At 63.4% G+C, this 15809-nt stretch carries 19 protein-coding genes; 8 read left to right on the top strand and 11 right to left on the bottom strand.

Going from position 1 to position 15809, the window contains the following annotated elements:
* Positions 1 to 129: 129 nt before the first annotated feature.
* Both ACSFA3_RS12910 and ACSFA3_RS12905 read left to right on the top strand, forming a co-directional pair.
* Positions 130 to 870 (top strand): response regulator transcription factor, encoded by a 741-nt coding sequence (locus ACSFA3_RS12910; RefSeq protein WP_435505839.1) that lies wholly within the window; start codon positions 130 to 132, stop codon positions 868 to 870.
* Between the two features lie 2 nt (positions 871 to 872).
* Positions 873 to 1442, top strand: coding sequence for a hypothetical protein (locus ACSFA3_RS12905; RefSeq protein WP_435505838.1), 570 nt, complete (start codon positions 873 to 875; stop codon positions 1440 to 1442).
* 88 nt (positions 1443 to 1530) lie between these two features.
* Here the strand turns inward: ACSFA3_RS12905 and ACSFA3_RS12900 are convergent, their stop codons facing one another.
* Together ACSFA3_RS12900 and orn are read right to left on the bottom strand one after the other, a co-directional pair.
* Complete coding sequence (locus ACSFA3_RS12900; RefSeq protein WP_435505837.1) at positions 1531 to 3480, bottom strand: DEAD/DEAH box helicase; 1950 nt, start codon at positions 3478 to 3480, stop codon at positions 1531 to 1533.
* A gap of 226 nt (positions 3481 to 3706) precedes the next feature.
* Positions 3707 to 4303: an oligoribonuclease gene (gene orn, locus ACSFA3_RS12895; RefSeq protein ID WP_435505836.1), complete on the bottom strand. Its 597-nt coding sequence runs from the start codon at positions 4301 to 4303 to the stop codon at positions 3707 to 3709.
* 34 nt (positions 4304 to 4337) lie between these two features.
* On the opposite strand from orn, the gene ACSFA3_RS12890 reads away from it, so the two are divergent.
* From ACSFA3_RS12890 to rsgA, 3 genes are read left to right on the top strand one after another with little or no spacing between them, the layout of a single operon-like run.
* A complete protein-coding gene (locus ACSFA3_RS12890) occupies positions 4338 to 5597 on the top strand; it encodes a M48 family metallopeptidase (protein WP_435505835.1) in 1260 nt (419 codons plus the stop codon).
* 16 nt (positions 5598 to 5613) lie between these two features.
* The gene (locus tag ACSFA3_RS12885) at positions 5614 to 5964 is read left to right on the top strand and encodes a 4a-hydroxytetrahydrobiopterin dehydratase (RefSeq protein WP_435505834.1); all 351 of its coding nucleotides are present in this window, start codon (positions 5614 to 5616) and stop codon (positions 5962 to 5964) included.
* A 33-nt stretch (positions 5965 to 5997) separates the two neighbouring features.
* On the top strand, positions 5998 to 6936 hold the full coding sequence (gene rsgA / locus ACSFA3_RS12880; RefSeq protein WP_435505833.1) for a ribosome small subunit-dependent GTPase A: 939 nt from the start codon (positions 5998 to 6000) through the stop codon (positions 6934 to 6936).
* A gap of 30 nt (positions 6937 to 6966) precedes the next feature.
* On the opposite strand, the gene ACSFA3_RS12875 is transcribed toward rsgA, so the two are convergent.
* From ACSFA3_RS12875 to rpsP, 8 genes are all read right to left on the bottom strand, one after another.
* The gene (locus ACSFA3_RS12875; protein WP_435505832.1) at positions 6967 to 8040 is read right to left on the bottom strand and encodes a glycosyltransferase family 4 protein; all 1074 of its coding nucleotides are present in this window, start codon (positions 8038 to 8040) and stop codon (positions 6967 to 6969) included.
* 69 nt (positions 8041 to 8109) lie between these two features.
* Positions 8110 to 9189 carry a histidinol-phosphate transaminase gene (gene hisC, locus ACSFA3_RS12870; protein ID WP_435505831.1) on the bottom strand — a complete coding sequence of 360 codons (1080 nt, stop codon included), beginning with the start codon at positions 9187 to 9189 and terminating at the stop codon, positions 8110 to 8112.
* Positions 9190 to 9206: 17 nt separating this feature from the next.
* Entirely contained in the window at positions 9207 to 10217 is a 1011-nt protein-coding gene (locus ACSFA3_RS12865; RefSeq protein ID WP_435505830.1) for a CobD/CbiB family protein, read from the bottom strand.
* Positions 10218 to 10238: 21 nt separating this feature from the next.
* Complete coding sequence (locus ACSFA3_RS12860; RefSeq protein WP_435505829.1) at positions 10239 to 10958, bottom strand: CoA pyrophosphatase; 720 nt, start codon at positions 10956 to 10958, stop codon at positions 10239 to 10241.
* 101 nt (positions 10959 to 11059) lie between these two features.
* Complete coding sequence (rplS, locus tag ACSFA3_RS12855; protein ID WP_435505828.1) at positions 11060 to 11446, bottom strand: 50S ribosomal protein L19; 387 nt, start codon at positions 11444 to 11446, stop codon at positions 11060 to 11062.
* A gap of 116 nt (positions 11447 to 11562) precedes the next feature.
* The gene (gene trmD, locus ACSFA3_RS12850; protein ID WP_435505827.1) at positions 11563 to 12309 is read right to left on the bottom strand and encodes a tRNA (guanosine(37)-N1)-methyltransferase TrmD; all 747 of its coding nucleotides are present in this window, start codon (positions 12307 to 12309) and stop codon (positions 11563 to 11565) included.
* Positions 12310 to 12354: 45 nt separating this feature from the next.
* Complete coding sequence (gene rimM, locus ACSFA3_RS12845; RefSeq protein ID WP_435505826.1) at positions 12355 to 12960, bottom strand: ribosome maturation factor RimM; 606 nt, start codon at positions 12958 to 12960, stop codon at positions 12355 to 12357.
* Positions 12961 to 12983: 23 nt separating this feature from the next.
* A complete protein-coding gene (gene rpsP / locus ACSFA3_RS12840; protein ID WP_296307973.1) occupies positions 12984 to 13247 on the bottom strand; it encodes a 30S ribosomal protein S16 in 264 nt (87 codons plus the stop codon).
* A gap of 166 nt (positions 13248 to 13413) precedes the next feature.
* Between rpsP and ACSFA3_RS12835 the strand changes: the two genes are divergently transcribed.
* From ACSFA3_RS12835 to ACSFA3_RS12825, 3 genes are all read left to right on the top strand, one after another.
* Positions 13414 to 13938 (top strand): GNAT family N-acetyltransferase, encoded by a 525-nt coding sequence (locus tag ACSFA3_RS12835; RefSeq protein WP_435505825.1) that lies wholly within the window; start codon positions 13414 to 13416, stop codon positions 13936 to 13938.
* A complete protein-coding gene (locus tag ACSFA3_RS12830; RefSeq protein WP_435505824.1) occupies positions 13935 to 14381 on the top strand; it encodes an NINE protein in 447 nt (148 codons plus the stop codon). Before ACSFA3_RS12835 ends, ACSFA3_RS12830 begins: the two co-directional genes overlap by 4 nt.
* Before the next feature lie 122 nt (positions 14382 to 14503).
* Positions 14504 to 14785: a YegP family protein gene (locus tag ACSFA3_RS12825; RefSeq protein WP_435505823.1), complete on the top strand. Its 282-nt coding sequence runs from the start codon at positions 14504 to 14506 to the stop codon at positions 14783 to 14785.
* A gap of 18 nt (positions 14786 to 14803) precedes the next feature.
* Here the strand turns inward: ACSFA3_RS12825 and ACSFA3_RS12820 are convergent, their stop codons facing one another.
* Entirely contained in the window at positions 14804 to 15808 is a 1005-nt protein-coding gene (locus ACSFA3_RS12820; protein WP_435505822.1) for an inorganic phosphate transporter, read from the bottom strand.
* Position 15809 lies beyond the last annotated feature (1 nt).

Below are 15809 nucleotides of genomic sequence, written 5' to 3'. Positions count from 1 at the left end.
ATTAATAAATGTTCATATTCTTGGGCCTTCAAATCCATCGTCTGGTGAAAGAATCCTTCAGCGCGATGAAAGACATCTCGCACTAAATCTGCATTTCCATCCCTCGAACCGAAGCAATGGATTGATTACATGCGCATTGCACTTCTTGACGACGACGAAGCCCAGATCAAGCAACTCGTCGGGGCACTCAGAAGCCCGTTCCTGCCCTCGGAAGGCGAAACCAATTGCAGCACCTTTTCCAGCGGTGAAGCATTGCGCCGATCGTTGCGGACCGAGACCTTCGATGTGCTCGTTCTCGACTGGATGATGCCGGACCTCGACGGATTCGATCTGCTGAACTGGCTGCGCACGGAACGCAACGACCAGACGCCGGTCATCATGCTGAGCGTCCGTGCCGCGGAAAGAGATGTCGCTGCCGCACTTGCGCTCGGTGCCGACGATTACATCTTCAAGCCGTTCAGGCCGCTCGAATTGCGTGCCAGAGTTGCGCGGCTATTCGAGCGCAGCCACAAGAGCCGGCTAGGACCCGCATCGCGGTTCGGTCGTTGGGATTTCGACAGCTCGACAAATGTCGTCAAATATCGCGCCGATGCACCCGAAGGCACGAAATCGGAAGAAGTCCGATTGACCGAAAAAGAATTCAAGTTCGCCTTGACGCTTTTCCGCAATCTGGACAAACCGGTTTCGCGCGGCCATCTCCTGGCCGCCGCAGGCTACAGCAGCGAATCGATCACGCGCTCGCTCGACATCCATATCTACCGGCTGCGCAACAAGCTCCGCCTCGACGGTGGTCGCGATGTTCAGTTGCGCACTGTTTATGGACAAGGTTACCGACTGCAGCGCAGCATCGAAATGTCGCCTGCCATCTGAGAATGACCGGCAAGGATTGGGACGCCGCTTTGGTCGTCAGGGCCAACGAATTGCTCGCCGAGGTGCGGCGCTATCACGTCGATGCGGAGGCAACGCGCCTGCAACTGGCTTCGACGGCCATGACGATCACCCGGAAGATCGACGAGATGCCGCAGTCGATCAACGAGTCGATTCAGATGGCGCTGCAGCAGCATTCGTTCAACACCGAGCAGCCTGTGCTGTCTCAACGGCTGGACCGCTCGACGAGAGCGCTCGGCGACCTGGCAACGCAACTTCAATCCTCGGGCGCTTCGTTCCTGCACTACTGGCATCGGGTGGCAGTGGTGATACTGCTTTCCAGCGGACTGGCCAGCGCACTCACGGCGGCCTGGGGCGTCAAGAACTACAGGGAAGCTCTGAGACTTTCGATGCAGGCGTCCGCGCTTCAACAGACGGTGTGGCAACTGGAAAAAGCAGGCGGCAATGCGCGCGTCAAGCCTTGCGTCGATCCGGCAGGACGCCAGCGCGTCTGCGTTCGCGTGGATGAAAGCGCGGGCAAATTCCAGGACTCGTACGCCGCGCTGGCCCGGTAACGTAAAGAAGCCCGCGCTTCCTTTCGGAAACGCGGGCTTCTCTCTCAAAGTCGAACGGCGCGCTGGGCGCCTGGACCGCAGTCCGGATTCAGCGGCTGGGCTTGAATGCCCGCTTCTGCGCGTCGCGCGGAACGAACACCTTGCCGCCGCCAGCATGGCCACCTGCGCCACCGGCAGGCGCACGAGGTGCGAAACCCTCGTTGCGACTCGCGCCAGCGCGTGGTGCATCGCCCCAACCTGGCTTCCGGCCGTAGCCTTCATCGCGACCGGCACCGAATGCCGCGTTCGGATTGCCACGCGGACCACCACGAGCAGCCGGTGCTGCACCGCGCGGACCACGGTCGTTGAAGCCGCTGGCGCCGGCGTAGTTTCCGCCGCCATTTCCGCCACCATTGCCACCGCCGCCGAAACTGCCGGCGTTGCCGCCGCCGAATCCGCCACGCGACTCGCCACCGAAGCCACCGCGGCTTGCGCCGCCGGGGGCACCGCCACCGCCGAAGCTGCGACCACGCGAACCGTTGTCGCGGCTGTCGCGACCACGGCCACCGAAGTCACCTTGCGGGGGGCGCGATTGTGGTGCGCGCTGCTGCGGTTCCAGGCCGGGAATGACTTCCGACTTGATCTGCTGACGCGTGTAGGCTTCGATGTCGAAAATCTTCCGGCGATCGCGGAATTCGGCAAACGTGATGGCCAGGCCATCGCGGCCGGCACGACCGGTGCGGCCGATACGGTGCGTGTAATCCTCGGCCTTCATCGGCAGGCCGAAGTTGAAGACGTGCGTGATGGTCGGCACGTCGATGCCGCGAGCGGCAACGTCGGTCGCGACCAGAATCTGCACCTGACCTTGGCGAAGCGCCATCAGGCGGCGATTGCGCAGGCCCTGGCTCAGGGCGCCGTGCAATGCAACAGCGCTGAAACCGTCTTGCTGCAGATCGTTGGCCAGACCATCGCACTCGACCTGGGTGCTGGCGAAAACGATGGCCTGGTTGATGGTGGTGTCACGCAGCCAGTGGTCGAGCAGCTTGCGCTTGTGCATCGTGTTGTCGGCCCAGAACAGCGACTGCTTGATGTTCGCGTGCTTTTCCTGCGGCGAATCGATCTGCACCTTCTGCGGCTGACGCATCACGCGGGTCGCGAGCTGCTGGATGCGCGGCGCGAACGTCGCGCTGAACATCATGGTCTGCTTGCGCTGGATCGTGAGCTGGTTGACTTCGGCGAGGTCGTCGGAGAAGCCCAGGTCGAGCATGCGGTCGGCTTCGTCGACGACCAGGAACTGAACCTGATCCAGCTTGATCTGCATCGAACGCTGCAGGTCGAGCAGACGGCCCGGCGTTGCGACGACGAGATTGGCGTTCTGCAGCTTGGCGATCTGCAGCTGATACGGCATGCCGCCGACCACGCTGGCCACACGCAGGCCGCGGCAATGCTTGACCAGATCGATGGCGTCGTGTGCGACCTGCTGGGCAAGTTCGCGCGTCGGGCAAAGGATCAGCGCGCCGGGCGTTGCCGCCTTGAAATTGCGCGTGTTTGTCGGGTCCTTGCGCTTGGCTTTCTTCGGCGGCGTTTCACCACGCTCGGCAGCTTCGGCTGCCTGGCGCTGGAATTCGGCCTTGGCAAGTGCTTCGGCTTCGGCTTCCTGCTTAAGCAGGGTGTGCAGCACGGGCAACAGGAAAGCGGCGGTCTTGCCGCTGCCGGTCTGGCTGGACACCATCAGGTCGATCAGGCGGGCGTCGCCGTCGTCCGAGCTGGTCAGGGCGAGGGGAATGACCTTGTCCTGAACGGTAGTCGGCTGGTCGTAGCCGAGGTCTGCGACGGCAGCAACCAGTTCGGCAGCCAGGCCGAGGCGGACGAAGCCGTTCGGCAGGGCCGGCTTTTCAGCTTCGACCGGTGCATCGACTGCATCAGCAGCGACAGCGATTTCAGGCTCGTTCAGATCCAGCACGGAGATGCTGGTCAGATCGTCGTTGGTTGCCGCAATGGCGAATTCATCAGATTGCACAGGCGCGAAATCGCCCTGCGCTTCGTAAGCGTCGGTCATATTTATCTCATACGCGAGCGCTGCCGTAAGCGGCGCTCCGTCGGGTGGTGAAAAACATCAACCATCCAACGACATTCAACTGAGCTGCTTAACCTGCCGGAATTTCCGGAGGGTTCGCCTCGGCTGCGGCCCTTTCGGTCGGGCGCGTGTGCAAGATAGGGAGATGCAAGAAACGCTGCGGCTCTGCAGCGAAGCCTCGAATTATGGCACGTTTACGGGTTTTTACCTAATCTTCCAGGCGAAGAAAGGTTTCGCGGTAGTGCGCAAGCTCTTCGATTGACTCGTGAACATCGGCCAGCGCCGTGTGTGCCTGCTGTTTCTTGAAGGCGGCGTAGGCAGCAGGCTTCCAGCGCTTGGCCAGCTCCTTGAGCGTGCTGACGTCGAGATTGCGGTAGTGGAAGTACGCCTCCAGCTTCGGCATGAACTTCACCAGGAAGCGCCGGTCCTGGCCGATGGTGTTGCCGCACATCGGCGAGCCCTGCTTCGGTATGTAGCGCGAGATGAACTCGAGCAGTTGTTTTTCCGCCTCGGCTTCGTCGACCGTCGAGGCTTTCACCTTGTCGATCAGGCCGCTGCGGCCATGCGTGCCCTTGTTCCAGCTGTCCATCGCATCGAGCACTTCGTCGCTCTGGTGCACGACGATCACGGGGCCGTCAATGCGCGGCGTGAGATTCGGGCCGGTCACGACCACGGCGATCTCGATCAGTCGCTCTTTCTCAGGGTCGAGGCCGGTCATTTCACAGTCGAGCCAGACGAGGTTCTGGTCGCTTTTCTTCAGCACGGGTACCGGCGCGGCCGGTGTCGGGTCAAGGGATTCAGGCATCAGGAGATTGTCGCCGAAGCTAAACTCGCGCCCCATGCCCGACTCACTTTTCCTGACCTACGCCTTCGCCACTGCGCTTGTCGCAGGACTCGCCATCAAATTCTGGCTGGCGTCGCGGCAGATGCGCCACGTCACGCAGCATCGCGACACCGTTCCTGCCGCGTTCGCCAGCACGATGACGCTGGCCGCGCATCGCAAGGCCGCCGACTACACCGTCGCCAAGTCGCGCTTCGGCCTCGTCGAAACCGCCTTGAGCGCTGCCATCCTTCTATGCTGGACGCTGCTGGGCGGCATCGACATGCTGAACAAGTTGCTGCTCTCCTGGATGGGCGGCGGCATGCTTCAGCAGCTTGTCCTGCTTGCGGCGTTCGCGGGGATCGGAGGGTTGCTCGATCTGCCTTTCACGCTCTGGCAGACGTTCCGTCTGGAAGAGCGCTTCGGGTTCAACAAGATCACCTTCAAGCTCTGGCTGGCCGATGCAGTCAAGAACACCCTGGTCGGCACGCTGATCGGCCTGCCGATCGCGGCGCTTATTCTCTGGATCATGGCTGGCACCGGTACTTTCTGGTGGGCCTGGGCCTGGGCGGCATGGATGGGCTTCAACCTGCTGCTGATGCTTTTCTACCCGACGTTCATCGCACCGCTGTTCAACAAGTTCCAGCCGCTGGACGATGCCACGCTCAAGGCGCGCGTCACGGCCCTGATGCAGCGCTGCGGCTTCGCGGCGAAGGGCTTGTTCGTCATGGACGGCAGTCGCCGGAGCGCGCATGCCAACGCGTACTTCACCGGCTTCGGCGCCAGCAAGCGCGTGGTGTTCTACGACACGCTGCTGCGCCAGCTGAATGGCGACGAGGTGGAGGCCGTGCTGGCCCACGAGCTCGGCCACTTCAAGCATCGGCATATCGTGAAGCGCATGGGCATGATGTTCGCGACGAGCCTGGCCGGCTTCGCTCTGCTCGGCTGGTTGTCGGGCCAGGCGTGGTTCTATGCGGGCCTGGGCGTCCAGCCGAACATGGCCGCGCCCAACGATGCCTTGGCGCTTCTGCTCTTCATGATGGCCGCTCCTGTTTTCGGCTTCTTCGTCGCGCCGCTGACCGCCCGGCTGTCGCGCAAGCACGAGTTCGAGGCCGATGCCTACGCGGTTGCCCAGACCAGCGGCGCCGACCTGTCGGCCGCCCTGCTCAAGCTTTACCAGGACAACGCATCGACGCTCACGCCCGATCCGCTGTTCGTCAAGTTCTACTATTCGCATCCGCCAGCCTCCGAGCGCCTCGCGCGCATGGCGGCGGCCTGACAGGAGTTTCGTTTCCATGACCAGCATGCTCGTTATCAAGAACTGGGCAATCGAAAAGCGGCGTGCGCTCGGCGCCACCGAGATCGTCAGCGGCCTGTCGCGTATCGACGGCTGGAAACTGACCGGCGATGGCGCCGATGTGGCCATCGAAAAGACGTTCGGCTTTGCGAACTATTTCGAAACCATCGCCTTCGTGAATGCGCTGGCGCTCATCGCCCACCGGCAGGACCATCATCCCGACCTTTCGGTGCACTACAACCGCTGCGTCGTGCGCTTCAACACGCACGACGTCGCCGGAATCTCTCAGACCGACCTGGACTGCGCGACGCAGGCCAATGCGCTGCTGGCCGCCCCGGCTGCGGCATGAGCGATATGAGCAACACGGCAGAGAACTGCAAGCGTGGCTAAGCGGCATGGCGCTGCGAGCGCCGCCGCACTCAACGACGGGCTTGTCGTTGCAAGCCACGGCCGTCACTGCCTGGTCGAAACACCGGCCGGCGAACGGCTAATCTGCCATCCGCGCGGAAAGAAAAGCACTGCGGTCGTCGGCGACCGCGTGCGCTGGCAGTCGAGCGAAGACGAGGGCACGATCGAGCAGGTCGTGCCGCGCAAGAACCTGTTCTACCGGCAGGACGAGATCCGCACCAAATCGTTCGCGGCCAACCTCGATCACGTGCTGATCCTGATTGCGGCAGAGCCCGAGTTTTCCGAGCACCAGCTCGCGCGCGCGCTGATCGCCGCCGAAGCCGAGCGCATCACGCCGATCATCGCGCTCAACAAGAGCGATCTGGTGGTGCCGTTCGAGCGCGCCTGGGCGCGGCTGTCGCCTTACCGACGCATGCACCACGGCGTGGTTTCGCTGTCGCTCACCGCATCTGGCGATGTCGACCGCGTGTCGCTGATGGCGCTGCTCGAAGGCAAGACCACGCTGGTCCTGGGACCGTCGGGTGCCGGCAAGAGCACGCTCATCAACCTTCTGGTGCCGGGCGCCACCGCGCTCACCAACGAGATTTCCTACGCGCTCAATTCCGGCAAGCACACAACGACAAGCACGACCTGGTACTGGGTCGACGCCGCGCGAAAGACCGCACTCATCGATTCACCGGGCTTCCAGGAGTTCGGGCTGAACCATATCGAGCCGATGCAGCTGGCCAAGCTGATGCCGGACATCGCGGAACATGCGGACAACTGCAAGTTCTACAACTGCACGCATCTGCACGAGCCGGGCTGCGGCGTGATCGCGCAGGTCGATGCGCCAGGGCATCCGGGTGCGATCAATGCGACGCGGTATCGGATCTATGGCGAGCTTTTCGCCGAACTCAGTCAGATTCGCTACTGACCTGATCCGCTCGGACGAGCATGCATCCAGTCAGCGGGCGTGCTCGCGCATCACATCGCGCATGGCTGTCTCGTATTCGGAGACGACCACATCGGGATGGAAGCTGCGCAGATGTCCAGGCGCTGCATCGAGCAGGCGCTGTTGAAGCGGCTTGTCAGCAAGCAGATCGCGTACAGCATTCGCGAGCGCACGCGCGTCCTCGGGCTCCACAAGGACGCCACAAGGTCCGACCGATTCAGGCAGCCCGCCTTGCCGACAGGCGATCATCACGCAGCCACTGGCGATCGACTCGATAGGCACCAGCGGAAGCGCTTCCGGCGGTTCGGGCCTCGATGGGACCACCACCACCGTGTGACGACGCATCGCATCGCCCAGCGCGGGTCCACGCATCACGCCGAGCCAGGTCACCTGTCCGGCAAGGCCGAGTTCCGTAGCTCGCGCTTCGAGCCGCTTCCGTTCGTCGCCATCGCCGGCCACCGAGAGCTTCGGCGTCAGCCCTTCGGCCTTGAGCAGCGCGAGCGCCTCGATGAGCACGTCGAGGCCCTTGGCTCGCACGACGCGTCCGACAAACAGCAATTCGCGATCGCGCACTGCCGCATCCGTCCCTTGGGCAAGATGAAATGAGCTGGCATCGTAAGGATTGCGGATCACGCGCGATGAAGGAAGCGTCACGCTCCTGAGGTATTCCGACACCGCGTAGACGCGAGCGCGCCCTAGACTCACGAGCTTCAGACGATCGCGCCATGTGCGCTCTCCGCTCGGCCGGCTAATCGGCGTGTGATTGACGACAATCCAGGGACGCGAAAGAAGCCCGGTCATCAGCGGCCACGAAAGCCCGATGCTGACATTCGACTGGACGACGACGTCGGCCCAGCGCAACGTCGAAAACAGCACCGGACCTGAAGGACGCCGCAACACGCGCGTATCCGTATCGCCACCAGCCGCAGCCAGCGTATTGGTCACCACGCGGACATCGTGACCGCGCGCGCGCAGTCCATCGACCAACAGCTGACTCACCGTTTCGATGCCTCCTACGCCTGGCGCATACGCATAGGAAAGTAGAGCCACCTTCATTGGCTTGTCGTGAGTGGTGGGATTTGGCATGGCAAGAAAAGGTAACGATTTATGACGTTGCGACTGTAGCCGCGATTTGGGGTGTTCCCGAGCACGAAATCAGACAGCCAGAATCGCACCCAGCGCATCCACCAGCACCCTGCACTGTTCGCGAGTACCGACGCTGATCCGAAGAAACTGGTCGATGCGCGGTTGCCGAAAGTGCCGCACCAGCACGGCCCGTTCGCGCAAGGCCGCTGCCAACGCGCCGGCGTCATGCGCCGGATGTCGCGCGAAGACGAAGTTGGCTTTCGAAGGAAGCACCTCGAAACCCAGGTCTTCCAGCTGCAGGACCAGCCCTTCGCGCGTGTGGACGACGGCATCGCGCGTCTTGCGAAACCATGCGTCGTCATCGATTGCAGCGACGGCGCCTGCGAGCGCCAGCTTGTCCAGCGGATAGGAGTTGAAGCTGTTCTTGACCCGCATCAACGCGTCGATCAGGTGCGCCTGCCCGCAGGCGAATCCCACACGCAAGCCGGCCAGCGAGCGCGACTTGGACAGCGTCTGCACGACCAGCAAATTCGGGTGGGACGCGATCAGCGACAGCGCGCTCTCCGCACCGAAATCGACATAGGCCTCGTCGACCAGAACGACCCGGTCCGGGCAGGCAGCGAGCAGTCGAACGATCCGCGACAGCGGCATCGCGTGGCCGGTGGGCGCATTCGGATTGGCTACGACGATGCCGGCGCAGCCTTGCCGAGCGCGCGCTGCGAGTGCGTTGACATCGATCTCCAGCGCCGCATCGACGGGCTGCAATTCGACGGCGATGTCGTAGAGCTGCGCGTAGACGCGATAGAAGCTGTACGTGATGTCGGGAAAGAGCAGCGGCTCGGCGTGCTGGAAGAACGCAAAGAACGCATGCGCCAGGATCTCGTCGGAACCGTTTCCGGCGAACACCTGGTCGCTGGTCAGACCGTATCGGCGAGCGACGGTGTCGCGCAAGGCCGACGATTCCGGGTCGGGATAGCGCTCGAGTCCCGATTCCGCCGCAGCCTGGATGGCATCGACGACGCGCGGCGATGGCGGATACGGGTTCTCGTTGGTGTTGAGCTTGACCAGGTTCGCGATGCGCGGCTGTTCGCCGGGAACATAGGGCTGCAAGGCGCCGACGCGCGGGCTCCAGAAAGTTGGAACGGCCAAGGAAATGCTCCTTCGACTCAGCCGAGCAGGCGCGCCAGCGTGAGCAGCGCCAGCAGCACCATCCACATCACGACGGAACGCCAGACCAGGCCGACCACGCTGCGCAGATGCGCCAGATCGGGCTCGCGTCCCGGCGTGCTGCCGCTGTCGATCCGGATTCCCGAAATGCCCGGGAGCTCGTCGGCCACCGCGCGCGGCAGCGCATCGCCGGAAGCCACGACCACCGGCGTCAGCATCCCACCGCCGAGACGCACGTTCACGGCGCCCGAAGTGGCGGCGAGGATCACGCCGTCGTTGGCATCGGGAAAGCGTCTGGCATCGTTGCGCCAGCAGTCGATCGCATCTTCGAAACTGCCCACGACTGCAAAGCCGAGCGCCGTGATGCGAGCGGGCAGCCAGTCGGTCACCGCCCAGGCGCGCCGCGCCACGCTTTGCACCCAGACGCTGGACGGCTGCACTGCGGCACCGTCCTTGTGGGTCCAGTAGCGCGAGACGAACTCGCTCATCCGGTAGAAAACCGCGCCTGCCGGACCGAGTCCCAGCGCCGCGAGGATCGAGAACCAGGCCAGCACGCCGAACACGTGACGGTGCGCCGCAATCACCGAATGCTCGATGACGTGCCGCACGATCTCGCTGCGCGGCAGATCCGCTGCATCCACATGCTGCCAATGTGCCAGCAACGACCGCGCCAGCGGCTCGTCGCCGTCTTCCAGAGCGTCGCGGATGCCGGTGAAATGGTGGCTGAACTGACGGAATCCCAGCGTCGCGTAGAGCACCGCGATGCTCCACAGCACGGCAAACGGCAGACCCAGCGTCAGCACGAGCAGCCAGTGCACGCCGAGCGCGATCAATGTGGGGAAGGCAACCGCGAGCGTCCATGCCACCCAGCCATGATGCGGCTTGCCGGCATCGAAATTTCGGCTGATGAGACGGGTCCAGCCGAGGACGGCGCCATAGACGGGATTCGGATACGCGAGCGGCCGGACCTGCTCCAGCAGCAGGGCGCACAAGATGGCGAAAAAGCTCATCGGTCGATGATAGCGAGTGCCTCAGGCAGCCAGAAAACGGTACAGGTTGCGCAGCATGCCTGCCGTCGCGCCCCAGACGAAACGCTCGTCCGGGCCGTCCTGGTACGGCATCGAGAACCACTGCCGCGCTTCGACGCCCTCACCCACCATCGCGTGACGCCGGTGGTTGGCGGGGTTCATCAGGTGCGAAAGCGGCACTTCGAATACGTCCGCAACCTCGGACGGGCTGGGTGTGATCGTAAAACCGGGCTGCACCCACGCGATCACCGGCGTGACGATGAAGGAGGTGACCGTCGTGTAGGTCGGCAGACGACCGAGCACCTCGATGTAATCCGCGGAAAGACCGACTTCTTCCCACGCCTCGCGAAGCGCAGCGGCGTCGACGTTGGCGTCGTCAGGATCGACACGGCCGCCCGGAAATGCAACCTGCCCGCTGTGCGTCGACATACGGGAGGCACGCTCGGTAAGCAGAACCGTAGGTTCGCCGCGCCGGACGATCGGCACGAGTACGGCTGCCTGCGCAGGCGCCCGGTTGCCCATGCGCGGTTCGCGGCGCAGCTCGGGAGTCCAGACCGGCGGACGGGCGAAGCGCGCACGCAGTGCTTCGCGCGTCATGCGCTCTGGCGGAATGGCCGGCAAGTCGCTGTCGATGCGCACCACCGGCACGGCGCGCGGATCGAAAGCCGCGAACGAGACGGCATTGATCGGTTCGACCGGAACTGCGGGCACTGCGGGTTCCATGAAAGAAGCTTTCCGTGATGTGAGGAATGACGCCAATGCAAAAAGCCGCCCAGTAGGCGGCTTTCTGCTTTGCAAGGCAAAGGCCGAAGCCTTCGAACTGCTTACTGAGCGGCCTTGGCAGCCGCCGTCTTCTTGGCTGGCAGCTTTTCCTTGATGCGTGCCGAACGACCGCTGCGCTCGCGCAGGTAGTACAGCTTGGCGCGACGGACATCGCCGCGACGCTTGACTTCAATACCGGCGATCAACGGGCTGTAGGTCTGGAACGTACGCTCCACGCCTTCGCCGCTGGAAATCTTGCGCACGGTGAAACCGCTGTTGAGGCCACGATTGCGCTTGGCAATCACGACGCCTTCGTAAGCCTGGACGCGCTTGCGGGTGCCTTCGACGACGTTCACGCTGACGATGACGGTGTCACCAGGCATGAAGGAAGGGATGACTTTGCCGAGGCGGGCGATTTCTTCCTGCTCGAGTGTTTCGATGAGATTCATGAGAGTCCTGATTCGATCATGCGCGGGCTACACAAAAGGCGGCAGGACGGACCGAGCGTGAAGCAAGGTGCCAATTCCGGAGGGCCGCGGCCGGGAGAGGATCGGGGAGCCTCGGATTATAGCTTTTTCTGGAGCAGCTTTTCATCGACCTTCGTCAGACGGCCTGCAGCGCGAGCCGCGTCGATGAGGTCGGGTCGGCACGCAGCCGTGATCGACAGCCGCTGGTCGCGCCGCCAGCGCTCGATCTGCACGTGGTGGCCGGACATCAGTGGCGCCGGCACCGAGTGACCGTTCCATTGTTCGGGCCGCGTGTAGTGCGGGCAATCGAGCAAACCATCCAGCGCAGGGTTGAAGCTGTCCTGCACATGACTGTCGGCATCGCCGAGCACACCGGGCTGCAACCGCACCACCGCGTCGAGAAGCGCAAGTGCAGCGATCTCGCCGCCCGACAGCACGAAATCGCCAAGACTGATCTGGTGCGTGACGCGAGTGTCGATGAAGCGTTGATCGATGCCTTCGTACCGTCCGCAAACCAGCACGGCGCCCTCGCCTGCCGCCCAGTCGGCGACGGCGGAATGACGCAGCGTTTCGCCGATGGGCGAAAACAGCACGACCGGCGCCGCGGCACCGCGCGCGGCCAGCGCCGCATCGAGGCATGCCGACAGCGGCTCGGCCATCATCACCATGCCGGGGCCACCGCCGAAAGGACGATCGTCCACGCGCCGGTAATTGCCGCCCGCAAAATCGCGCGGATTCCAGAAGACGACTTGTACCTGACCGGATTCATACGCACGTCGCGTGACGCCGCTGGCCAGAAAGGGCGCGAACAGTTCGGGAAAGAGAGTGAGGATGTCGAATCGCATCGCAGGCGCTCGTGAAGCAGTGCGATCGGGACCGCATCGGCCGGATCAGTAGTCCGGCTGCCAGTCGACGGTGATGAGGCGACCGGCGATGTCGACCTTGTCGACGAAAGCCGAAACGAAAGGAATCATCCGTTCGACGACGACCTTGGCCGCAGCCTCGTCGACCTCCTCGGACTCCAGCACCAGCGTCGTCTGGGAACCGCCGGCAAGCAACTCGCGCACGATGCCGAGCGTGACGCCTTCGCGGTTGACGACGGACAGGCCGATCAGGTCGACCCAGTAGTACTCGTCTTCGGCGGCGGTCGGAAAACTGGATCGCGCGACGAAGATGCTCGCGCCGCGCAATGCTTCGGCCGCCGTGCGGTCGAGGACTTCCGGCGACGTGGCAACGATGCAATCGGAGTGTTCCTTGGCCTCGCGAATCGGAAGCAGGAACGCCTCCGTCTTGCGGGTGACAGCCGTGGCTGCCGACCTCGCACCTGCGGGACCGGAAGAAGGCTGGATGAACCAGCGCTTCGAAGAGAAAAGCGCTTCGGGTTGCGCGCTGTGAGGCAGGACCTTGAACCAGCCCTTGATGCCCCAGGCATCGGCGATGCGGCCTACCTCGATCGCATCCGCGGGCAAGACCGCGGTTTCGAGTGTGGGCAACATCGCTGAGCCGGGTCGCTGGCTGATTAAGCCGCGGCCTTGGGTGCTGCGGCTGCAGCTTGCTTGATCAGGCGGGTCACGGTCGGCGAAGCCTGGGCTCCGACGCTTTCCCAGTAGGTCAGGCGGTCCTGAGCGATGCGGATGCTTTCTTCGTTCGACTTTGCGATCGGGTTGTAGAAACCCAGGCGCTCGATGAAACGGCCGTCGCGGCGAACACGCTTGTCCGACACGACGATGTTGAAGAACGGACGACCTTTGGAGCCGCCGCGGGAGAGTCGAATGACGACCATGATTTATCCTTCGGGTGGTGCAGCAAACCCGCAAGGTTCGCCCACAAGTGTTCTTTCAGCGTAGAGACACGCGACATGGCCACCCGGCCAGCGACACGCTGAATAGCCCACGATTATAGCCCGCATGCATTCGCGGCTTCATCTTTTCCTGAAAACGACTTCGACTGTGCCTCTGACCATCCGCCCCAGCCGCGACGAAGACGTCGCCGCGATGACCGCAATTTACGCCCACCACGTGCTGCACGGCACCGGTACCTTCGAGACCGACCCGCCCAGCGAAACCGACATGGCCGCGCGTCGCGCCGACGTGCTCTCCAAGGCGCTGCCTTATCTGGTAGCCGAACGCGACGGCGTCCTGCTCGGCTTCGCGTACTGCAACTGGTTCAAGCCGCGGCCGGCCTACCGCTACTCCGCCGAGGACTCGATCTATCTCGCGGACGCCGCGCGCGGGCAAGGCGTCGGTGCTCGATTGCTGGCCGAACTGTGCAGAGCGGCTGAAGCAGCAGGCGTACGCAAGCTGATTGCCGTCATCGGCGATTCGGCCAACGCCGGCTCGGTCGGCGTACACCGGTCGCAGGGCTTCGAGCACATCGGCGTGATGAAGGACGTCGGCTGGAAATTCGGCGAATGGCGCGACGTGGTGCTGATGGACAAGGTACTTGGCGCCGGCAGCTCCTCGTCGCCCGAATGAAGAACAAGACTGTCGCGGCCTGGCTGGCCTTCGTCGCCGGGCCGTTCGGACTGCACCGCTTCTATCTGCACGGGCTGGGCGACATGCTCGGCTGGCTTCTGCCGATTCCGACGGCTCTCGGCATTTACGGCATCGAACGCGCCAGGATGTTCGGGCTGGACGACGGCCTGAGCTGGCTGCTGATTCCGTTGGTCGGCTTTACCTTTGCCGGTTGCGCGCTGACCGCCATCGTCTACGGGCTGATGACGCCGGAAAAGTGGAACGCCAGCTTCAACGCCGGTGCACCGCCAGATGCCGCGCCGGGGCAGACCGGCTGGATCACGATCGGTGCAGTGGTGCTGGCACTGTTCTTCGGGACGACGGTGCTGATGTCGAGCATCGTCTTCAGCTTCCAGCGCTACTTCGAGCACCAGGTAGAGGAAGGACGGAAGATTTCCCAATAACTGTATTTGTGTACAGTCTTTATCATCGCCGGTTCGCATAATGGATTTTTAACGAAGCCATTGGCGGAAAGGCATCGACGATGTCTGCACATTTTCAGTTGAAGCCCTCTGGGTCCCAGTTCATGTTCAACTTCAAGGGAGGGAACGGCGAGACGGTCCTGACAAGCGAGCTCTACGCGTCCAGACAAGGTGCGCACGGCGGCATAGCATCCGTCAAGGCCAATGCGCCTCTCGATGCGCACTATGACCGCCGCACGAACAAAGGCGGTGCACCCTATTTCGTGCTGAAAGCCGCGAACGGCGAAATCATCGGAACGAGCGAAGCCTATTCGTCGACCGGCGCCAGGAATACCGCGATTGAATGGGTGCGTGCGAATGCGCCGTCAGCGACCACCCGCGAATGATCAATGCGGCGGGGTGACTCAGAAAATCTGCATGCTCACCCAATAGGCCACCGCCGCCACGAAGGCCGATGCCGGAATCGTGAAGATCCAGGCCCAGACGATGTTTCCGGCCACGCCCCAGCGCACCGCGCTCGCGCGCTGCACCGATCCGACACCGACGATGGCGCCCGTGATGGTGTGTGTGGTCGACACCGGGATGCCCAGCGCAGTCGCCAGAAACAGCGTCAGCGCGCCGCCGGTTTCAGCGCAGAAACCGCCCACAGGCTTGAGCTTGGTGATCTTTTGCCCCATCGTCTTCACGATGCGCCAGCCGCCGAACATCGTGCCCAGCGCGATGGCGGTGTAGCAGGCGACGATGGTCCAGGTCGGCGGCGCGTCCTGACCGGAATAGCCGGTGGCGATCAGCAGCATCCAGATGATGCCGATGGTCTTCTGCGCGTCGTTGCCGCCGTGACCCAGGCTGTACGCGCCGGCCGAAACCAGCTGCAGCCGCCGGAACCACCGATCGACGCGCGAAGGTGTCGCGCGTCGGCAGACCCATGCAACCAGCACCATCATGGCCGAGCCGAGAACGAAGCCCAAGACCGGCGACACGAAGATGAAGGCGACCGTCTTCCAGATGCCCGCCGCGACCAGCGCACCAGAGCCTGCCTTGGCAATCACCGCACCGACGATGCCGCCGATCAGCGCATGCGACGAGCTGCTCGGAATGCCGTAGTACCAGGTCACCAGATTCCAGGTAATGGCGCCGATCAGCGCGCCGAAGACCACGTGCACGTCGACGATGCCCGGCTGGACGATGCCCTTGCCGACCGTCGCCGCCACGCTCAGGTGGAAGACGAAGATCGCGACCAGATTGAAGAAAGCGGCAAACACGACCGCCTGACCGGGCTTCAACACCCCGGTCGACACCACCGTCGCAATGGAATTCGCCGCGTCGTGGAAGCCGTTCATGAAGTCGAACGCGATGGCCAGGACCACCAGCAGCACGACGACCCACAGCCCTACCTGAACCGATGCCATG

It is taken from the genome of Variovorax glucosi (assembly GCF_051216695.1).
GTDB lineage: Bacteria > Pseudomonadota > Gammaproteobacteria > Burkholderiales > Burkholderiaceae_C > Variovorax.
The sequence above is the reverse complement of the archived record's forward strand: the minus strand, read 5'-3'. Positions and strand labels throughout refer to the sequence as shown.